The sequence below is a fragment of the Campylobacter majalis genome, from assembly GCF_905120465.1.
Lineage (GTDB): Bacteria > Campylobacterota > Campylobacteria > Campylobacterales > Campylobacteraceae > Campylobacter_A > Campylobacter_A majalis.
In genome coordinates, this window is sequence record NZ_CAJHOF010000001.1 from 33,323 (window position 1) to 51,741 (window position 18,419).

Consider the following 18,419-nt stretch of genomic DNA (forward strand, 5'->3'; position numbering starts at 1 on the left):
AAATCTGGCAAACTATCTCCAACCTACACCAAATATCATGTCTATCCTACACAACGAATGCAAATTAAACCAAAGATAGTGAAATTTTAGAGCCTTTTTGCTCACTTACCACTACCCTTACTCTATCTCCAACACTTAGCGGATTTACTAATTTCGACTTATGAAGCAAACCATCTACTCCATCTTTTAGCTCCACAAACACACCAAAATCAACTACGCTTTTTACCACACCATCAAACTCATCACCGATATTAAAAACCACTTTTGGCTTGTCTTTAATGTGGCGTTCACGCCCACCATTTTTGCCACCTTTTTCTTTTGATGTAATTTGAATAATATAATCCTTTGCCGCATCAACATCTTTTTTAGTGCTTCCAGCTATTTTAACCTCGCCTTTTTCTCTATCAAGATCTATTGCCACGCCAAATTTTTCAATTATCTCTTTTATGGTTTTACCAGCTTGTCCGATTATATCAACTATCTTACTTGGATCTATGCTAAATAGTTCAAGTTTAGGCAAGATATCGTCATTTACGACAATGGTATCATTTGCTTCTTGCATGAGTGCTAGTATATGATCTCTGCCTTGTTTGGCTTGATTTAATGCCTCTTTTAAAACATCTAAACTAATTCCACCAAGCTTAATGTCCATCTGAAGTGCAGTGATACCTTCTGTCGTTCCAGCTACTTTAAAATCCATATCTCCATCATGATCTTCAAGCCCCATTATATCAGTTAAAACAGCGTGTTTTTCACCCTCAAAAACAAGACCCATAGCAATACCAGCTACAAGTTTTTGCGTATCAACACCAGCCGCTCTAAGTGCCAACGAACCACCACAAACAGATGCCATCGAGCTAGAACCATTGCTTTCTAAAATTTCAGATACAACACGAAGCGTATAAGGTGAGTTTAAATCTATGCTTGGCGCTAATGCACGTTTAGCAAGATTGCCATGTCCTAGCTCACGACGACCTGGTGCTTTTAACGGACTTGCCTCGCCTACACTAAAGCCTGGAAAGTTATAATTAAACATAAATTTATCAGTAACTGCTGCATTTTCTGTAAGCACATCATACATCTGTGCATCGCCATCTGTACCAAGTGTCGTAACCACTAAGGCCTGTGTTTGTCCGCGAGTAAATAAGCATGAGCCATGTGCATTAGGCAGTATGTTTGTTTCAATTGATATTGGTCTTACTTCATCCAGTCTTCTGCCATCAGCCCTTACTTTTTCATTTATTATCTGCTCTCTTACGATTTTTTTCTTGTATTTGCCTAAAACATTTGTAATAAGCTTCTCATCCCAACCCTCTTTAATAGCCTCTTCATCGCTTAAAATTTGCTTAGCTATTTTTGTTAGCTCACTTGCTCTTTCGCTTTTTGCCATCTGATTTATTGCATTTTTGACATCATTTTTATAAATTTTATCTATATATATCGCAACATTTTCGTTTTCTATCTCTGGTTTTAACTCAATTATAGCATCAGCTTTTTTATGCTCTTTAAACGCCTCTTCGTATGCGTTTGTTTGACGAAGTATCGCTTTGCCAGCAAGATCAATAGCTTGTAAAATTTTATCCTCATCAAACTCATTCATATTTTGCGTACTAACAAAAGCACCGCCTAAGCTAGGATCTACAAGAGGCACAAAGGCATCATTAGTCTGGGCTATACTTCTCATCTCTATCATCAAAAGCTCATCTTTTACACCAGCCACATATAAATCCAATGCCGAATTTTTAAGCTCAGAATTACTTGGATTTATAACAAAATCATCATTAATATACCCTATCCTAACCCCACAAACTGGGCGATTTACTGGTATATCACTAAGATAGAGTGCAACACTTGCAGCATTTAATCCAACAACTTGCAAATCAACCTCAGGATCAGCTGAAAGCACCATAACAACTATCTGAGTAGGATATGCGTAGCCTTTTGGAAACAGCGGTCTTAAAGATCTATCAATAATACGAGAAGTAAGTGTCTCAAACTCACCAGGTTTTGTCTCACGCTTGACATATCCGCCAGGTATGCGACCAGCTGCGTATGCCTTTTCTAGATACTGCACAGTAAGTGGTAAAAAATCCTCTTCAACCTGCACATCTTCACGTGCAACCGTAGCCAAAACAACTGTATTTTTCACTCTCATCAATACAGCTCCTGCTGCTTGTTTTGCAACCTTATTTAAATCAAAAATTTCAACCTGATTATTAACTTCTATGCTATATTGCATCCGTATTATCTCCTTTTTGTAGTTTTTTATATCTTTGGCTATTTTTTAAAATAGCAATTATCTCATCATCGCCCAAAGCCATTTTGTTATCATAATAACTATTAACATCAATAAAATGCGAAATTCTATCTACTGCATAAATATCATCAGTTAAATCACTTAAATGCATAGCGACATCCATGGCTATTATTGGCGTAGCATATGATATAGTCTTGGCTCCGGCTTTAATTAGTGTTTTTATACATATCATGGCTGTCATGCCCGTTTGTGTGCCTTCATCTATAATTAAGATATTGCGACCTTGCAAATTACTCAAAAGATCGCCATTTCGAAATTTATATATTTTTTTTAATATAGTCTCTTCATATTGCCTTTTTGCTTGACTATACACAAAGTCATAACTTATATCAAATGCCTTAACAAGCTCATCATTTACTATTATCTCTTCATTTTCGCTAACTATTGCTATATTGCATTTGGGATTGTTTGGAGCATGTATTGGCTGTGTAAATAAAAGCTCATAATCAAGCTCAATCATCTTAGCAACTTCATCAACAAGCAATACTGAATCAATTGAAGAACAAATAATTAGGGTATTTAGCTCTTTTAAATGTTCTGCTGGTAAAATTTTAGCTAAATTTTGTGCAGCATCTATCTCGTCTTTAAATATCGTTACATTCTCTATCATTCAACACTACTTGGATCTTTTTGCATAGAAAAATCATAACTAACCCCACCCATAGGATAGAAATTAACCATAAACATAACCCCTTGAGTTCTTTTAATGGCTGAACCGGTTTTTGTGGTAACTGGCTCATAATCACTTTGGTAAATCAAGCTATAATTCCAGCATTTTCTGTTGTGCGCCAGGCCTAAACGCCACATCTTAGTATAGTCTCTTTCTAAATCATACTGCCATGCACCAAGAAATTTATAAAAATATGGTAATTTGACAGCGGCATTTGTCGTCAAATAACTGTCATGCTTTGCATCTGTTCGACGTCTAAATGTGTGATTTATCCCAATACTAAACATATCTGCACTATAGTTTATTCCAGATTGCATACGAACTATCTTATTTTGCAAGTGTGAATATTCCACTTTATTAAATAAAGTTAAATTTACAAATGGATAAAACGCAATTGAGTTTTTTAAATTTCCAAGTTCTGAATCCTTTGTATAGTAGCTCTGAGATACGCTATGGCGCAAAAATTTACGCCCATTTGATGTGTAAAAATACTGAGTTACATATCCTGCAATTTCTTGTTTTTTATGTTCGGCAGCCAGAAAATTTTCATATCCTTTGCCATCTAAATCATATATAAACTCATCCGATAAATCACCATTATTAATACCAGGCAAAATATACTCAGCTCCAAAATTTAACGTATGAAAAAAACTATCATAAGCCTTTGCAAGATCGGTATGAATAGCAAACCTATGATAATTATTCACAAAATTATCACGTTTGTCTTTATCTGATTTTATGGCAGAAATTCTCTTGTTGTCATATCTTATATGTGAAGCATATAAATTTTCATAAAAAGAAAATGTCAAATACTCATCTAGTAGTGGCAAATGAAGAGATACTGGTAAATTTAACTCATACTGAGTTGCTTTTACTCCAATTTTTCTATCATACCTATGAGATTGCACATCTAGGCTGTATATTAGATTTGGCAAAACAAAACTATTGCTAAATTTATGATACTGAAATGCTGGAAGCTCTTGAAGAGTGTCTTTATTTTTATTAGTGCTTCCTATTTTTTGAGTATCAATGTAGTATCTAGCGTATGTGGCAAAATAATGATCATCTTCAGATAAAAAATAATTAAGCTTAGATGTAACTAAAGAATCAGCATCATCACCTCGCCCTTTTAAATTTAAATACTCCACATCGTTTAATATAGTTGTATTTAAATACAAACCCTCTTGTAACTCAGGGCTTATATACTCCTTAAAAAGATTACTTCTATCGTAAAACAACTCAACACCATAGTGTGTTTTATATTTTAACGCCTGTAAATTTGAGTTCTTTACACTTTGTCTTTGACGATAAACATCTTTATCTCTAAATCCACCGAAACTAAAATATCCATATGAATACGGCGAATCAGTAAATCTAAGCGTGTTGTTTAAACCCATACCACGACGTGTGCGAATTTGAAAATCTGTTTGAAAATCCCACGAATTATACGGAGCAAAATATATTGGTTGTTTATAATAAACACCCTCACTTTTAGAATATCCAGCATCTAATGGCAATAATCCTGTGCGACGTGTAGTATCCGTTGGAAATCCAAAATAAGGCAGATAAAACACAGGCGTATTACCCACAAGCGGTAAATTTACCCTAAAAAGTGGATTGTAAAGATGCAAAAATTTACTCTGCTTGTTTAATTTTGCAGTCGTTGCTGTAATACTCCAGTCTGGATCTTTGACATTGCAACTAGACACAACAGCGCCTTTTGTGCGATAATAATTCTCATCAGAACTACTCTCGTCACTTTGCATCCAAACCTCTAAATCCTTATCCATCATAAAAAGCGTTTCAAAGTCCAAAGTATCATTTTTTAAATTAATCTTTACATAACTTGAACGCGAAATCTCATTTGCGCCACGCATCATATTTACATTGCCAAACAACTCAATTATCTCACTTGTTTGGTTATAAATAGCCTTGTCTGCCGTTATTAAATACGTCTGAGAATAAACAACAACATTTTTAGTAGCAGTTAAAACATCACCATTTTTACTAACATCATCAGCCAAAAGTTCAAAATTTTGATTTTGCATTTGATCTTGAGAAATCGCAAAAACAGCTACACTCAAAGAGATGGATAATAAAATTTTACGCCACATCTATAACTACCGTTTTTGCAAATCTATCATGCCAAGTCTGAAGCACCGGACTACCAAAAGCCCATAAATATCCTAGATAAAACGCCATCTCGCTGACATTTCTAATCAAAGCTCTCATAATACTACTACTTAAATTTGGCTTATCCATATAATCAACATCTATACACACTATCTTCATTAAAATTTTGCCTACTGTTGCTCCATTATACCATACGAAAAATGCGTGATATATCGTTCGTATCAAAACATACTGCCATGATAACGTCATCACTATCGCTACAACCTCTTCTTGAGAATTTGCAATCGAAAATCTTTCATAATATATCGCCATAAAAAGTAATGCCAAAACAATCTCATCAACAACAAAAGCAAAAGCTCTTTTTGAAAATGACGCTACTTTTATGCCTTCACGTTCTAAATCGTAAGCTATATCTTTGCTCATTTTAACACCTGCCAAGCTATGTCTTTTCTATACTGCATACCCTCAAACTCAACATTTTGACACAGCTCATATGCATTTTGCTTTGCAGTGGCTATATCATCACCTAAACCAACACACACCAAAACTCGACCAGAATCTGCATAAATTTCACCGTTTTGCTCACAAACACCAGCATATATTAGCTGAGAATTTTGGGGTATATTTTTTACATTTATTTTTTGTTTTGGTGATTTTTTATATGGATAATCCTTGCTAGCTATCACAACCCCAACAGCGTATTTGTCTTTAAGCTTAACATCTTGTAATTTACCACATGAAGCATTTAGCAAAATTTCGCTCAAATCGCCATCAATTAATGGCATAATGACCTCACATTCAGGATCGCCAAAACGCACGTTAAACTCAAGCACGTATGGCTCATTATTTACAACCATCACTCCGACAAAAAGCACACCACAAAATGGTGCATTTTCATCCTGCATACCTTTTAATGTAGGCTTTACTATATCATTTTCTATACACCTTATAAGCTCTTTGCTCGCCAAAGGACTTGGGGCATATGCACCCATTCCGCCTGTATTTGGTCCCAGATCGCCATCTAGTAGTCTCTTGTGATCTTGTGCAACAGGCAAACTTACAAAATTCTTGCCGTCACAAATCGCAAAAAAACTAAGCTCAAAACCATCCAAAAACTCTTCAATAACTACACGTTTTCCAGCATCACCAAAGCTACTACCATCTAACATTTCACTTACAGCATCTTTTGCTTGTGCGTAATCTTTAGCGATTACAACGCCTTTTCCAGCACATAATCCATCAGCCTTAACAACAATAGGAGTTTTTAAGCTATCAATAAACTTAAAAGCCTCTTGTTTGCTGTCTGTATTTAAAAATTTTGCCGTTTTTATATTGTTTTTTGCTAAAAATTCTTTCATATAGGTCTTACTAGCTTCTAGTCTGGCTGCACTTTTACTAGGACCAAATATATTAAGCCCATTAGATTTAAATACATCTACTATACCATTACTCAAAGGAGCTTCTGGACCAACTATAGTTAATGTTATTTCTTGTTTTATAGCAAATTTCGCCAGTTCATCATAATCATATATGCTTACATTTTCACCTATTTTTGATGTAGCACCGTTACCAGGTGCAAAGTATAATTTTTCTACTTTTTTTTCTTCTTTAAGCTTTAGTGCGATCGCATACTCTCTACCGCCACTACCTATAATTAAGATTTTCATATTTGCTCCGTGTATTATAAGACCCAAGTGAGCGTTGCATAAAGAGTGGCCCAAATTAAAGCCAATCTTGCGATTAGGCATGGACTTAAGGTTGCAACTTCTTGCATATTTCTACACTCAAACGAAGCCACATCACAGAGCCCACACACATCATCGCCAATACAAAAGTGTTGGACCCTAATAAAATGCGTTCTCGCTTCACTCAGGCGATATCATTATATTAATTTTTTGCTTAAAGTAGGGTTTTAGCCAATAAAATACAATCATTTATTGTTTGTTTTTTAGATATTTTTAGATTATTAGTAAATTTTAATGCACTTGCTGTTGTATTTCCAATGGCTATACACCAATAGCTATCATCCCAGCCAAATCTTTGCAAGAAATTTTGCACACCAGATGGAGCAAGAAATATTAAAATGCTATTTTTTGGTGGTTTATATAAGTTTTTTAAATTTTTATAAATATTTTCATACGCAACTATTGTGGTAATATCTATGGCGTTGGCAGTTAAAATTTCATCTATCTTTGAAGCCGTCTGTTTAGCCCTAACAAATACTGTTTTTTTGCCATACAAGTGTTTTATAATCTCATTTGCAAACTCATCTCCATGATGATTTTTTGCAGTATAAACATTGCAAAATCCATACTCATTTGCAAATTTTGATGTCTGTTCTCCTATTGAATAAACATTGATATTTGTAGGCAAAATTTCATTAAATTTTAAGGCATTAATGCTATTTTTTGAAGTGATAATTAAGGCGTCAAAATCATTTAAATCAAGTGAGAAATTAAAGTAACAAATCTCATTTAATACTAAATTTTCAACGCCTTCATATTTATTTTCATGATTTATTAAATAAATCATTTTGTAATTTGTCTATCCTGACGGTATGCTGGAGATCTTGGACCGCGCAATATACAAGTATTACAATCAAGCATGAGCAAATTTGCACCAGCTACTTGAGACAGATCATAACTAGCATCTGAAACAGTATTTGCTATTTGACTTATGACGGCTGAGACTAACGCACCAATTAGCCCTCCGCTATTATTTGATCCAGAATCCTGTACCGCTTCGCCACTGCCCTCCCAAATGACATTTGATGTCGATAAATCAACAAGTTTTGCTTGAACTCTCACTATCGTTACACTATTTATAAGCTTATACGTTGTGCCATATTCGCTTACATTTATGTATAATGCACTATCAGCATTAAAAATCTCTTTAAGCTTTGCTGTGCTTACATTTGCAATCTCACTAGGTTCGCTTATGCCGTTATGTTTAAATAAATCATTAACAAGCGTTATAGGAAACACATAATATCCAGCTTCACTCAGCGGTGCAACAATACTTGAAGCAACAGCAGCAGAGGCTAAATTTTCCGTAGTTTCATTTGTAGGCATTAAGACCAAAACTGATTTTGGATTGGCACTTAACATACCACTATAATCATACATTTTTTGATTTGTTGCACAAGCCGAGAAAAATAATGCTACAAAAGCTAAAAAAACTATATTAATTCTTTTCATTTCTTAGCCTTTTTATTTTTATCGCTTAGTAAAAACGCTATAAATTCGCGTGATTCTGGATACTCGCGCACTTCTTTTTCAAAATATGCATTTGCCTGAGTTAAATTACCAGCGTTTGAATACAAAAGTCCAAGATGAGCGTATAGTCCAGGTGGGACTTTTGCGCCTTTTTCATACGCTTTTTGGATCGTTTGCTCAAGCTGTGCCATTTGCTCACTAGCATCATAATCTTGACTTAGATACTTATAAGTAGCTTTAGTATATGCACCATCCCAATAATAAATAGATCTAGACTGAGACGTGCCACATCCAGTTATTAGTATCAAAAAAAATACTAAAGAGAAAAAGCTATATTTTTTCATCACTTAGCTTTCCATGCACCGCTTTCTAAGCCTTTTATAAGATTATCAACAGCCTCTCTAATAGACAAGCTCAAAACCTTACCATTTAGCGTAGAATCATATCCAGCCGTGCTACCAAATCCAATTACTTCACGCTCACTTAGTGCGTATTCGCCGGCACCTTGTGCAGAATAAACAACCTCTGAAGTAGTAGTATCAACAACATTTAAATTAACTTTTGAATAAGCAGTTTGTGTTTTACCCTTGCCAAGTATGCCAAAAAGCTGCTTATCACCAGTTGTTTTTCTACCAAACTCAGTAACATCACCCGTGATAACATATCTGGCACCTTTGATATTTTGAGCCGTTTTTGCATACTTGCTCTCTTGATCTAGTGCCTTCATATTTGTTCTTTCAAGCACAGAAAATCTACCACTTTCACTTAGTGAAGTAACAAGTATTGTTGAAGCTTGATTGCCAAGTCTGTCTTCGCCATCACTAAAAATTCCATTTTGATACGCAGACTGATTGTTAAATCTACCAACAGAAACTAATGCCTTTTCTCCATGATACACAGTTGCTGCACTAGCGACTTTTGGTGTTTGTAATGTTCTTGAGCTTTCAGTCGCACAACCAGTAAATAACACAGCAGCGAAAGCAACGCCTACCATAAGCGTTTTATTGTTAATTTTCATTATCATCTCCTAAGAATAAATTTTGCCTTCGATGTTATCCAAAAAACGATTAAACAAGTATTAAAACAAAATCTAAAAGTTTTCAAGCAACAAAGAATTTAACAACAAAAATATACTCCTACAAAAGCAGTAAGCAAAATTCTTAATAGCAACTAATGTCAAGCTATCATCTTGTAGCTGGCAAACCAAAGTTATTCACAGCAATAATCTTGCAATGAGTAAAGCGAAGTTAAAAAAGCAACGTCTTTAAATTTAAAATTTATTTTGCCTACATAAATATTAATGCGTGACAAATAACACAGACAATATGAGAGTTGGCAAAGTAAAATTTAGCAAATTTTACATTTAATATACTCCATAAGTCCAGCACATCCACGAACTATATCAGTATAGCATTTTTCAAAATCCCTTGTATAATATGGATCTTTAACTATCAAATCGCTATGTAAAACACTCTCATTGTTTAAATTCTCATGTGCAAACTCAAGCAAAAATTTTATATTTTCATTAAATTTCATGCCAAGTATACGCCTTAAAGAACTTATATTTTCATCATCCATGCATACTATAATGTCGTATTTATCATAATCATCTGCTTTAATTTGTGTGGCTTTGTGTGGCAAAATAGGCACGTTATTTTGCTTTAAAACACGCACTGTTTCATAATAAACTGGTTCGCCAATCTCATCTGTGTGTGTAGCACGTGAGCTTACAAAAACTCTATCGCTTAAGTCATCTTTTTGTATCATCTCATGCAAAATCATATGAGCCATTGGAGAACGACATATATTTCCATGACAAACAAAAAGCACATTAAAATTACTCATATTACACTTTTTCCTAAATTTTTATCAATCTTGCACTGCAATGCTTCATGTACAAGCAATCTACCAAGTGCTTTTTCTTGACTAACAAGGTGAAAATTATTGCCCAAGTCAGCAAACAGCTCTTTTTTCTCATCTTCACTTACACGAATTATAGTCTGTATATTTGCATCGTAGTTTGTAATATTTCTTGTTATTAGCTCTAGTTTTTGCTCGTTTGTCACAGTTACTATCACAGCAGCAGCAGTTTTAACACATGCGTTATCAAATGTTGTTTTTGAAAATGCACTTCCTAAAAACACATTTTCGCCACGCTCACGCCCTAACTCAACCAAACTTATGTCACTTTCTATAACGATATAAACAAGACCTCGTTCTTTTATTCTATAAACAACCTCTTGTCCTAAACTTGCATAGCCAAAAACAACGATATGATCTCTTAAAGATTGTGGTTTTATTGTGCCATCTGCTTGATTTGCAACATCTTTTTCTATTAAATCAGCAAAGAAATTTAGATTTTTTAGTATAAATGGCGTTGCAAACATTGATATCACGCTTACTGCTATTAGCACCTGAGCCACTTGTGGCTCTAGCATACCACGAGAAGACATCATTCCAAAAACAGCCAAAGCAAACTCACCAACTTGTGATAGCGTTACAGCCGTCTTAAACGATACTCTTGTGCTTTGATAGGTTCTTAGTATGCCAAATATCACTATGGCTTTAATTAGCATTATGCTTAACACAAGCATTAGTATTATAAATATGTTTGACACTATGACATCAATGTTTATTTGCATACCAATACTTATAAAAAATAATCCCAAAAGAATATCTCTAAATGGAATTAAATCTGCTTCAATTTGATGTTTGTATTCTGTTTCAGCCATCATCATTCCAGCTAAAAATGCACCAAGAGAAAAAGAGAAGCCAAATCCATGTGCTAAAGTGCCAGAACCAACAACTAAGAAAAACACAGTTGCTATAAAAATTTCATTTGATTTAGTCTGAATAACTTTATAAAATAGCCAATTTATTATGTATTTGCCTATTAAATACAGCAAAACAATAAGCACACTAGCCATAAAAAGCGTTCTAATAACAAGCTCTGCGACCGAGCTTTGATTTGAACTAAACACATCCACCATAATCAATATAGGTATCACGGCAATATCTTGAAACAATAAAATTCCAAGTGATTTTCTACCATAAGGTTGAGATATTTGTCTAGTATCATTTAAAATTTTAAGCACTATTGCAGTTGAAGATAAAGCAAGAGCCAAGCCTATTATTAGTGAATTATAATCATCTTGATTAAGTATATAATATGCCAAAACAGCCAAAAACAATCCACCAATAAACACTTGAAGTCCGCCATTTACAAACACCTCTTTTTTCATACTCATAAGATGACGCAAACTAAACTCAAGACCAATAGTAAACATTAAAAAGACTATGCCAAACTCAGCAATATGCTCTAAATTTTCGTTTGATTTTAACTCAAAAGCTTCAGATACTATAATTCCTGTGACGATGTAACCTATAATAGTAGGAATTTCAAATCGTTTAAAAAATATATTTAAAATAATGCTTAAAAAAACAGTGAGCAAAAATGCCAGTAAAAAATAATCCATCATTTTTTCTCTTCGTAAAAAATTACGTCAAATTTACTAGGACGCTTTACGAGAGCTTTTTTAGTCGGAATAGTTCCTTTTTGATTTAACTCGGCTCTTAATTCATTTATAGTTGCTTCAAATTCGTCCATTTGGCTTTTTAGCTTAAGTATCACATCTACACCAGCTAAATTTACGCCCAAATCACGTGTTAGGCGAAGTATCATCTTTACCCTATCAACATCGCGCTGAGAATACAATCTCATGCGACCATCGGTTCTTGATGGCTCCAATAAACCCTCTCGTTCATACTGACGCAATGTTTGAGGATGTATGCTTAATACCTTTGCTACAACGCTAATTAAATATAGTGGCTCATCATAATCATGCATATTAGTTCTCCGGCAAATTTTGCTTTAATGATTTTATAAAATTTTCATCAAGTTCGTTTAAATCAGGCAATTTAACCCTGACTTTTAAATACAAATCTCCATATATTCCACTCTTTCTATTTTGCACACCATAACCTTTTAGACGAATTTTAGCACCAGTTTTTGTATTTTCATTTATCTTTATTGTGACATCTTTTTTGTATGTGCTTAGCTCAAATTTACCACCAAAAAGCATTGTTTTAAGTGGTATTTGCACCTCTTTTTCTAAATCATCGCCATCTCTTGTGTATTCATCACTATCATTTATATTTACGCTTAATATCAAATCGCTACCACCCCTGCCCTTGCCTTTAATTCTCAATTTTTCAGCATTATTTATACCGGCTGGGATTTTTATCTTTATACTCTCGCCTTCAAAGCTTATCCTATGCTCTCCACCAAGTATGGCCACATCAAATGGTATATTTATCTTTGCCGTGCTATCACTTTGTCCAAACCCCGTATCAAAACCAAATCCAGAACTAAAACTACCCCTGCCAAAACCATTACCAAAGCTTCCATTGCCAAATATATTTTTAAGTATTTCGTCTAAATTTACACCGCCTTGAGAACGTGCAAAATCGCTAAAATTTTGCCCACCAAACATACTATCGCCATATCTGTCATACTGAGCACGTTTATTCTCATCAGATAAAATTTCATATGCAGCATTTATCTCTTTAAATTTTTCTTCAGCACCAGCCTCTTTGTTTATGTCTGGATGATATTTTCTTGCTAATCTACGATATGCTTTTTTTATCTCGTCAGCTGAAGCTGATTTGCTAACGCCCAATGTTTCATATAAACTTTCACTCACTTTAATTTACCTTTTAATTAAATTATTGCTAATTGTATCATAAAACTTTAGCCTAAGTCAATCAAGTTTATTTTTTTATTTTTTTAAATTTTGTTAAATTTTTGTTATAATCGCAGTCTTATAATTACAAAAACATAAAATTTTATAACTATTTAAAGGATAGACAAAATGAAAAAATTAACTCTCATATCGTTAATATCGGCTTCAGTGCTTTTTGCAAACAACATCATAATAGAAGAAGCTCCAAGTCAAACTACAAGAGTATCGCCTTTTGAAAACAAAGATGATACAATACTGTCATACCATAGCTCGATTGCAAAAGCAAAACAATCAGTTGTAAATATATCCACTACAAAAAAGATAAACCATCCACAAAATGAATTGGGACAGATGTTTAACGATCCATTTTTTAGAGAATTTTTTGGATTTAATTTTGGCATACCAAAAGAGAGACAAAAATCGACATCACTAGGCTCTGGTGTAATAATCTCAAAAGAGGGCTACATAGTAACAAATTATCACGTTATAGAAGATAGCGAACAAATCGTAGTTACTTTAACAAATAGCGATAAAGAATACAAAGCAAAACTAATAGGAAGCGATCCAAAAACAGACTTAGCAGTCATAAAAATAGATGAAAAAAACTTACAAGCTATTAAATTTGCAGACTCATCAAAGGTGCTTGAAGGAGACGTTGTATTTGCAATAGGAAATCCTTTTGGAGTTGGTAGCACTATTACACGCGGTATAATCTCTGCACTTAATAAAAACAACATAGGACTAAATCAATATGAAAATTTTATCCAAACTGATGCATCAATAAACCCTGGAAACTCAGGTGGAGCATTGGTTGATACAAGAGGTGCACTAATAGGCATAAACTCAGCTATACTATCACGTGGCGGAGATAGCTCTGGTATAGGATTTGCCATACCATCAAGCATGGTAAAAGACATTACAAAAAAACTAATTAGTGATGGAAAAATTGATCGCGGATATATAGGCGTCATGATATCAAATCTTACTGAAGCACAAAAAGAACTATATCAAAACAAAGAAGGTGCATTAATCAGCAGTGTTGAAAAAGACTTTCCTGCTGATAAAGCAGGACTTAAAAGAGGTGATTTAGTAATCGATATAAACGGCAAAGTAGTAAAAAGTGCAAATGATTTAAAAAATATAATTGGCTCACTACAACCAAACGACGATATTACTTTAAAATACGAAAGAAACTCAAAAATTTACGAAGCCAACCTTAAGCTATCTCGCGGCACAGATACTACACTAAACACAAAAGATACCATGCTAATAGATGGATTAAGCATATCAAATATAACTAGTGATATAAGATTGCATTATAAACTCTCAAACGAAATAGTAGGGGTGATGGTAACCGAAGTAAAACCAAACTCAAAAGCTGATGAATTTGGCTTTATTAGAGGCGACATAATCATGCAGGTGGGCGATGAAATAGTAAAAGACATACAGAGTTTTACTAAAGCAATAAACGATAAAAAGGGAAGCAAAACACTAGTTTGGGTAAATAGACGCGGGATTATGCAAGGACTTGTGGTTAAACAAAACTAATTTTAACACTCTCCCCTTCCTAAAATTAAAATAGGAGGGGGGATGTAGTGTTAAATCCAAACAATAAAGCAAAATTTAATCCAAAAATCCACAAATATTTAGTAATTTTTTAAAATTTAAGCTGCTTAAATCATGATATATCAGTTAAAATTTTAAAATTTTGCAACAAAAACTATACTTTTTTAATGCAAACTTAAATGATATTTTTATAAAATCTAAGAACTTAAAACATAGGAGAAGCGAATGAAAAAAGATGTAAAAAAGGTAGTTTTGGCATATTCTGGCGGACTTGATACAAGCATTATATTAAAATGGCTTCAAGATGAGTATAAATGCGAAGTAGTAACATTTACTGCAGATATTGGTCAAGGAGACGAGCTAGAAGCTGCTAAAGCAAAGGCGCTAAGCCTTGGCATAAAGCCTGAAAACATCTTTGTAGAAGACTTAAAAGAAGAATTTGTGCGCAATTATGTATTTCCAATGTTTAGAGCAAATGCAATCTATGAAGGAGAGTATTTGCTTGGCACATCTATTGCACGTCCGCTTATTGCAAAACGTCAAGCACAAATCGCAAAACAAACAGGAGCTGACGGCGTAAGCCACGGTGCAACAGGCAAAGGCAACGATCAAGTAAGATTTGAGCTAGGATACTACTCACAAAATCCTGATTTAGTAGTTATCGCTCCGTGGCGTGAGTGGGACTTAAATAGTCGCGAAAAGCTTTTAGCTTATGCTAAAGCAAACGGAATAGACATCAGCACAAAACCTGGCAAAAGTCCGTATTCAATGGATGCAAATTTACTACATATAAGCTACGAAGGACTTGTGCTAGAAGATCCAGCAAATGCACCAGAAAATGATATGTGGAGATGGGTAGTAAGCCCAAAAGAAGCACCAAATGAGAGTGAGATTATAAAAATAACTTATGAAAAAGGCGATCCAGTTGAAATAAACGGCAAAAGACTAACACCAGCTGAAATTTTAACAGAACTTAATAGACTTGGTGCAAAACACGGCATTGGTAGGCTTGACATAGTTGAAAATCGCTTTGTAGGTATGAAAAGTAGAGGTTGTTATGAGACGCCGGGCGGAACAATAATGTTAAAAGCACACAGAGCAATAGAGAGTATAACACTAGACAAAGGTGCAGCCCACCTAAAAGATGAGCTAATGCCACGCTATGCTGAGCTGATTTATAATGGATTTTGGTTTAGTCCAGAGCGCGAGATGCTACAAGCTGCAATCGATAAAACTCAAGAGCATGTAAATGGCGTAGTAGAGCTTGAGCTATACAAGGGCAATGTCATAATCCTAGGTAGAAAAAGTGAAAATGATAGCTTGTTTGACGAGGCATTTAGCACGTTTGAAGAAGATTCAGTATATGACCAAACAGATGCAAAAGGCTTTATTAAACTAAATGCATTAAGGTTTATCATCGCTGGAAAAAATGGTAGAAAATTTTAAAATTTAAGGAAAAAAGATGAAAGTATTATTAACAAAAGATGTAAAAGGGCTTGGAAAAGCTGGTGAGATAAAAGAGGTAAAAGACGGATATGCAAATAACTTTTTAATCGGCAAAGGTTTAGCACAGGCTGCAACTCCAGCCGTTTTAAGACAGTACGAAGCAGAACAAAGAAGAAAAGCTGAAGAGTTAAAGTATGAAATTTCAAATCTTGAAAAACTAAAAAATGAGCTTGAAAAAGTAAAAGTAATCATTAAAAAACAACTTGGTGCAAATGGTGCGTTGTTTGGCTCTGTATCAAAAGACGAAATTTCAACCGAACTTGAAAAAACACACCATCTAATAGTCGATAAAAAATCAATAGAAATAGATCACAACCACCTAAAAGCCGTTGGAGTGTATGAACTAAATGTCAAACTAGGTCATGCTATAGTAGCTAAATTAAAAGTTGAAGTGGTAGGCGAGTAATGTTTCATGCAACAACCATACTTGCCTACAAAGGCAAAGATAAATCGGTAATAGGTGGAGATGGGCAAGTTAGCTTTGGCAACACTGTACTAAAAGGCAATGCCGTAAAAATACGCAAGATTAAAGACGGCAAAGTTTTGGCTGGATTTGCTGGTAGCACAGCAGATGCCTTCAATCTCTTTGATATGTTTGAATCAAAGCTTGAAGTAGCAAAAGGGGACTTGCTAAAAGCCGTTGTGGAATTTAGTAAAGAGTGGAGAAAAGATAAATATTTACGCAAACTTGAAGCCATGATGCTTGTGCTAAATAGGGACAAAATTTTCTTATTAAGCGGAACTGGTGATGTCATAGAGCCAGAAGATGGCAAAATAGCGGCTATAGGAAGTGGTGGAAACTACGCACTATCAGCTGCTCGTGCATTAGATAGACTGGCCAATATCGATGCTGAAACTCTTGTAAAAGAGAGCTTAAATATAGCTGGTGAAATTTGCATATACACAAACACCAACATAAAAACTTACGTAATCGAGGATGAAAAATAATGAACATGACACCAAGGCAGATAGTTGAGTTTTTAGATGATTATGTAATCGGACAAAAAGATGCTAAAAAAATCATCGCTATCGCACTAAGAAATCGCTACCGAAGAATGAAATTAGAAAAAGAGCTACAAGATGACATAATGCCAAAAAATATATTAATGATAGGCTCAACAGGTGTTGGCAAAACCGAAATCGCAAGACGACTATCAAAGATGATGGGTTTGCCATTTGTTAAAGTTGAGGCAAGTAAATATACAGAAGTTGGCTTTGTCGGACGAGATGTTGAGAGCATGGTTAGAGATTTAGTTATGGCTTCGTATAATCTAGTAAAGCAAGAACAAAGCGATAAAAATAAAGACAAGATAAACGAATACATCGAAGATAAAATAATTAAAAAATTATTGCCACCACTGCCAAAGGGTGCAAGCGATGAAAAACAAGCCGATTATGAAAAAAGCTATGAAAAAATGCTATCAAAGCTAAGAAATGGCGACTTAGATGATCTAAATATAGAGATAGAGGTGCAGCAGCCAACTCTATCTGAAAATGCAAATATACCGCCTGATATGGCTCAAATGCAAGAGAGTTTTATAAAGATTATTGGCATGACAAATAAATCTGTTAAAAAAGAGATGAAAATCAAAGATGCCAAAAAAGCCCTAGAAAACGAAGCAAACGAGAGCATATTAAATATAGAAGACATAAAAACAGAAGCTTTAAGACGTGCAGAAAACGAAGGCATAATATTTATCGATGAGATAGATAAAGTCGCCGTTAGTTCTGGTAATTCAGGTCGTCAAGATCCTAGCAAAGAGGGTGTCCAGCGTGATTTGTTGCCGATAGTTGAAGGCTCACTTATCTCAACAAAATTTGGAAACATAAAAACAGATCATATTTTATTTATAGCAGCTGGTGCATTTCACATATCAAAACCAAGCGATATCATACCAGAGCTTCAAGGACGTTTTCCGCTAAGAGTTGAGCTAAGCAGTCTTGATGAAGAGACATTGTATAAAATTTTAACTCAGCCTAAAAACTCACTTTTACGTCAATACAAAGCACTTTTAAAAACAGAAAATGTCGAGCTTGTGTTTGATGATGAAGCTATACATGAGATAGCCAAAATCGCACAAAATGCAAATGAGAGCATGGAAGATATCGGTGCTAGACGTCTGCATACGGTTATTGAAAGAGTGTTAGAAGAGATTAGTTTTGAAGCAAGCGATAGAAGTGGCGAGACAATAACTATTACAAAACAAGTAGTTCAAGAGCGTCTAAGCGAAGTCGTAAAAGATCAAGACTTAGCAAGATATATATTGTAA

Annotated in this window: 18 protein-coding genes; 5 read left to right on the top strand and 13 right to left on the bottom strand. The window is 34.5% G+C overall.

The annotated features are described in order from the left end of the window. Positions 1–64: 64 nt before the first annotated feature. The 13 genes from LQU93_RS00175 to LQU93_RS00235 form a co-directional block, all read right to left on the bottom strand. Positions 65–2,239 carry a polyribonucleotide nucleotidyltransferase gene (locus LQU93_RS00175; protein ID WP_229931863.1) on the bottom strand — a complete coding sequence of 725 codons (2,175 nt, stop codon included), beginning with the start codon at positions 2,237–2,239 and terminating at the stop codon, positions 65–67. Next, positions 2,229–2,927, bottom strand: a complete 699-nt coding sequence (locus LQU93_RS00180) for a sodium:proton antiporter (protein ID WP_229931864.1) — start codon at positions 2,925–2,927, stop codon at positions 2,229–2,231. The genes LQU93_RS00175 and LQU93_RS00180 overlap by 11 nt, the downstream gene beginning before the upstream one ends. Beyond that, positions 2,924–5,101, bottom strand: coding sequence for an LPS-assembly protein LptD (locus tag LQU93_RS00185; protein WP_229931865.1), 2,178 nt, complete (start codon positions 5,099–5,101; stop codon positions 2,924–2,926). Before LQU93_RS00185 ends, LQU93_RS00180 begins: the two co-directional genes overlap by 4 nt. Continuing rightward, the gene (locus LQU93_RS00190; protein ID WP_229931866.1) at positions 5,091–5,543 is read right to left on the bottom strand and encodes an RDD family protein; all 453 of its coding nucleotides are present in this window, start codon (positions 5,541–5,543) and stop codon (positions 5,091–5,093) included. The genes LQU93_RS00185 and LQU93_RS00190 overlap by 11 nt, the downstream gene beginning before the upstream one ends. Then, complete coding sequence (gene purD, locus LQU93_RS00195) at positions 5,540–6,787, bottom strand: phosphoribosylamine--glycine ligase (RefSeq protein ID WP_229931867.1); 1,248 nt, start codon at positions 6,785–6,787, stop codon at positions 5,540–5,542. The genes LQU93_RS00190 and purD overlap by 4 nt, the downstream gene beginning before the upstream one ends. A gap of 232 nt (positions 6,788–7,019) precedes the next feature. Continuing rightward, the gene (locus LQU93_RS00200; RefSeq protein ID WP_229931868.1) at positions 7,020–7,652 is read right to left on the bottom strand and encodes a uroporphyrinogen-III synthase; all 633 of its coding nucleotides are present in this window, start codon (positions 7,650–7,652) and stop codon (positions 7,020–7,022) included. Beyond that, positions 7,649–8,317 (bottom strand): DUF799 domain-containing protein, encoded by a 669-nt coding sequence (locus LQU93_RS00205; protein ID WP_229931869.1) that lies wholly within the window; start codon positions 8,315–8,317, stop codon positions 7,649–7,651. Before LQU93_RS00205 ends, LQU93_RS00200 begins: the two co-directional genes overlap by 4 nt. Continuing rightward, positions 8,314–8,679: a DUF4810 domain-containing protein gene (locus tag LQU93_RS00210; RefSeq protein ID WP_229931870.1), complete on the bottom strand. Its 366-nt coding sequence runs from the start codon at positions 8,677–8,679 to the stop codon at positions 8,314–8,316. Before LQU93_RS00210 ends, LQU93_RS00205 begins: the two co-directional genes overlap by 4 nt. Continuing rightward, complete coding sequence (locus tag LQU93_RS00215; RefSeq protein WP_229931871.1) at positions 8,679–9,353, bottom strand: CsgG/HfaB family protein; 675 nt, start codon at positions 9,351–9,353, stop codon at positions 8,679–8,681. Before LQU93_RS00215 ends, LQU93_RS00210 begins: the two co-directional genes overlap by 1 nt. Before the next feature lie 329 nt (positions 9,354–9,682). Then, positions 9,683–10,180 (bottom strand): low molecular weight protein-tyrosine-phosphatase, encoded by a 498-nt coding sequence (locus LQU93_RS00220; RefSeq protein ID WP_229931872.1) that lies wholly within the window; start codon positions 10,178–10,180, stop codon positions 9,683–9,685. Further along, a complete protein-coding gene (locus LQU93_RS00225) occupies positions 10,177–11,811 on the bottom strand; it encodes a cation:proton antiporter (RefSeq protein WP_229932036.1) in 1,635 nt (544 codons plus the stop codon). Before LQU93_RS00225 ends, LQU93_RS00220 begins: the two co-directional genes overlap by 4 nt. After that, positions 11,811–12,182, bottom strand: a complete 372-nt coding sequence (locus LQU93_RS00230) for a heat shock protein transcriptional repressor HspR (RefSeq protein ID WP_229931873.1) — start codon at positions 12,180–12,182, stop codon at positions 11,811–11,813. Before LQU93_RS00230 ends, LQU93_RS00225 begins: the two co-directional genes overlap by 1 nt. 1 nt (position 12,183) lies before the next feature. Beyond that, a complete protein-coding gene (locus LQU93_RS00235) occupies positions 12,184–13,038 on the bottom strand; it encodes a DnaJ C-terminal domain-containing protein (RefSeq protein ID WP_229931874.1) in 855 nt (284 codons plus the stop codon). Between the two features lie 168 nt (positions 13,039–13,206). On the opposite strand from LQU93_RS00235, the gene LQU93_RS00240 reads away from it, so the two are divergent. From LQU93_RS00240 to hslU, 5 genes are all read left to right on the top strand, one after another. After that, positions 13,207–14,625, top strand: coding sequence for a Do family serine endopeptidase (locus tag LQU93_RS00240; protein ID WP_229931875.1), 1,419 nt, complete (start codon positions 13,207–13,209; stop codon positions 14,623–14,625). Between the two features lie 243 nt (positions 14,626–14,868). Then, positions 14,869–16,089: an argininosuccinate synthase gene (locus LQU93_RS00245; RefSeq protein ID WP_229931876.1), complete on the top strand. Its 1,221-nt coding sequence runs from the start codon at positions 14,869–14,871 to the stop codon at positions 16,087–16,089. A 16-nt stretch (positions 16,090–16,105) separates the two neighbouring features. Further along, complete coding sequence (rplI, locus tag LQU93_RS00250) at positions 16,106–16,555, top strand: 50S ribosomal protein L9 (RefSeq protein WP_229931877.1); 450 nt, start codon at positions 16,106–16,108, stop codon at positions 16,553–16,555. Next, positions 16,555–17,097 carry an ATP-dependent protease subunit HslV gene (hslV, locus tag LQU93_RS00255; RefSeq protein WP_229931878.1) on the top strand — a complete coding sequence of 181 codons (543 nt, stop codon included), beginning with the start codon at positions 16,555–16,557 and terminating at the stop codon, positions 17,095–17,097. The genes rplI and hslV overlap by 1 nt, the downstream gene beginning before the upstream one ends. After that, entirely contained in the window at positions 17,097–18,419 is a 1,323-nt protein-coding gene (gene hslU, locus LQU93_RS00260; RefSeq protein WP_229931879.1) for an HslU--HslV peptidase ATPase subunit, read from the top strand. The genes hslV and hslU overlap by 1 nt, the downstream gene beginning before the upstream one ends.

Coding starts and splice junctions, on each gene's coding strand:
- LQU93_RS00185 (WP_229931865.1), bottom strand. CDS start 5,101: ATGTGGCGTAAAATTTTATTATCCATCTCTTTGAGTGTAGCTGTTTTT.
- LQU93_RS00230 (WP_229931873.1), bottom strand. CDS start 12,182: ATGCATGATTATGATGAGCCACTATATTTAATTAGCGTTGTAGCAAAG.
- LQU93_RS00215 (WP_229931871.1), bottom strand. CDS start 9,353: ATGAAAATTAACAATAAAACGCTTATGGTAGGCGTTGCTTTCGCTGCT.
- LQU93_RS00190 (WP_229931866.1), bottom strand. CDS start 5,543: ATGAGCAAAGATATAGCTTACGATTTAGAACGTGAAGGCATAAAAGTA.
- LQU93_RS00200 (WP_229931868.1), bottom strand. CDS start 7,652: ATGATTTATTTAATAAATCATGAAAATAAATATGAAGGCGTTGAAAAT.
- LQU93_RS00210 (WP_229931870.1), bottom strand. CDS start 8,679: ATGAAAAAATATAGCTTTTTCTCTTTAGTATTTTTTTTGATACTAATA.
- LQU93_RS00240 (WP_229931875.1), top strand. CDS start 13,207: ATGAAAAAATTAACTCTCATATCGTTAATATCGGCTTCAGTGCTTTTT.
- LQU93_RS00205 (WP_229931869.1), bottom strand. CDS start 8,317: ATGAAAAGAATTAATATAGTTTTTTTAGCTTTTGTAGCATTATTTTTC.
- LQU93_RS00175 (WP_229931863.1), bottom strand. CDS start 2,239: ATGCAATATAGCATAGAAGTTAATAATCAGGTTGAAATTTTTGATTTA.
- LQU93_RS00180 (WP_229931864.1), bottom strand. CDS start 2,927: ATGATAGAGAATGTAACGATATTTAAAGACGAGATAGATGCTGCACAA.
- hslV (WP_229931878.1), top strand. CDS start 16,555: ATGTTTCATGCAACAACCATACTTGCCTACAAAGGCAAAGATAAATCG.
- LQU93_RS00225 (WP_229932036.1), bottom strand. CDS start 11,811: ATGGATTATTTTTTACTGGCATTTTTGCTCACTGTTTTTTTAAGCATT.
- hslU (WP_229931879.1), top strand. CDS start 17,097: ATGAACATGACACCAAGGCAGATAGTTGAGTTTTTAGATGATTATGTA.
- purD (WP_229931867.1), bottom strand. CDS start 6,787: ATGAAAATCTTAATTATAGGTAGTGGCGGTAGAGAGTATGCGATCGCA.
- LQU93_RS00220 (WP_229931872.1), bottom strand. CDS start 10,180: ATGAGTAATTTTAATGTGCTTTTTGTTTGTCATGGAAATATATGTCGT.
- rplI (WP_229931877.1), top strand. CDS start 16,106: ATGAAAGTATTATTAACAAAAGATGTAAAAGGGCTTGGAAAAGCTGGT.
- LQU93_RS00245 (WP_229931876.1), top strand. CDS start 14,869: ATGAAAAAAGATGTAAAAAAGGTAGTTTTGGCATATTCTGGCGGACTT.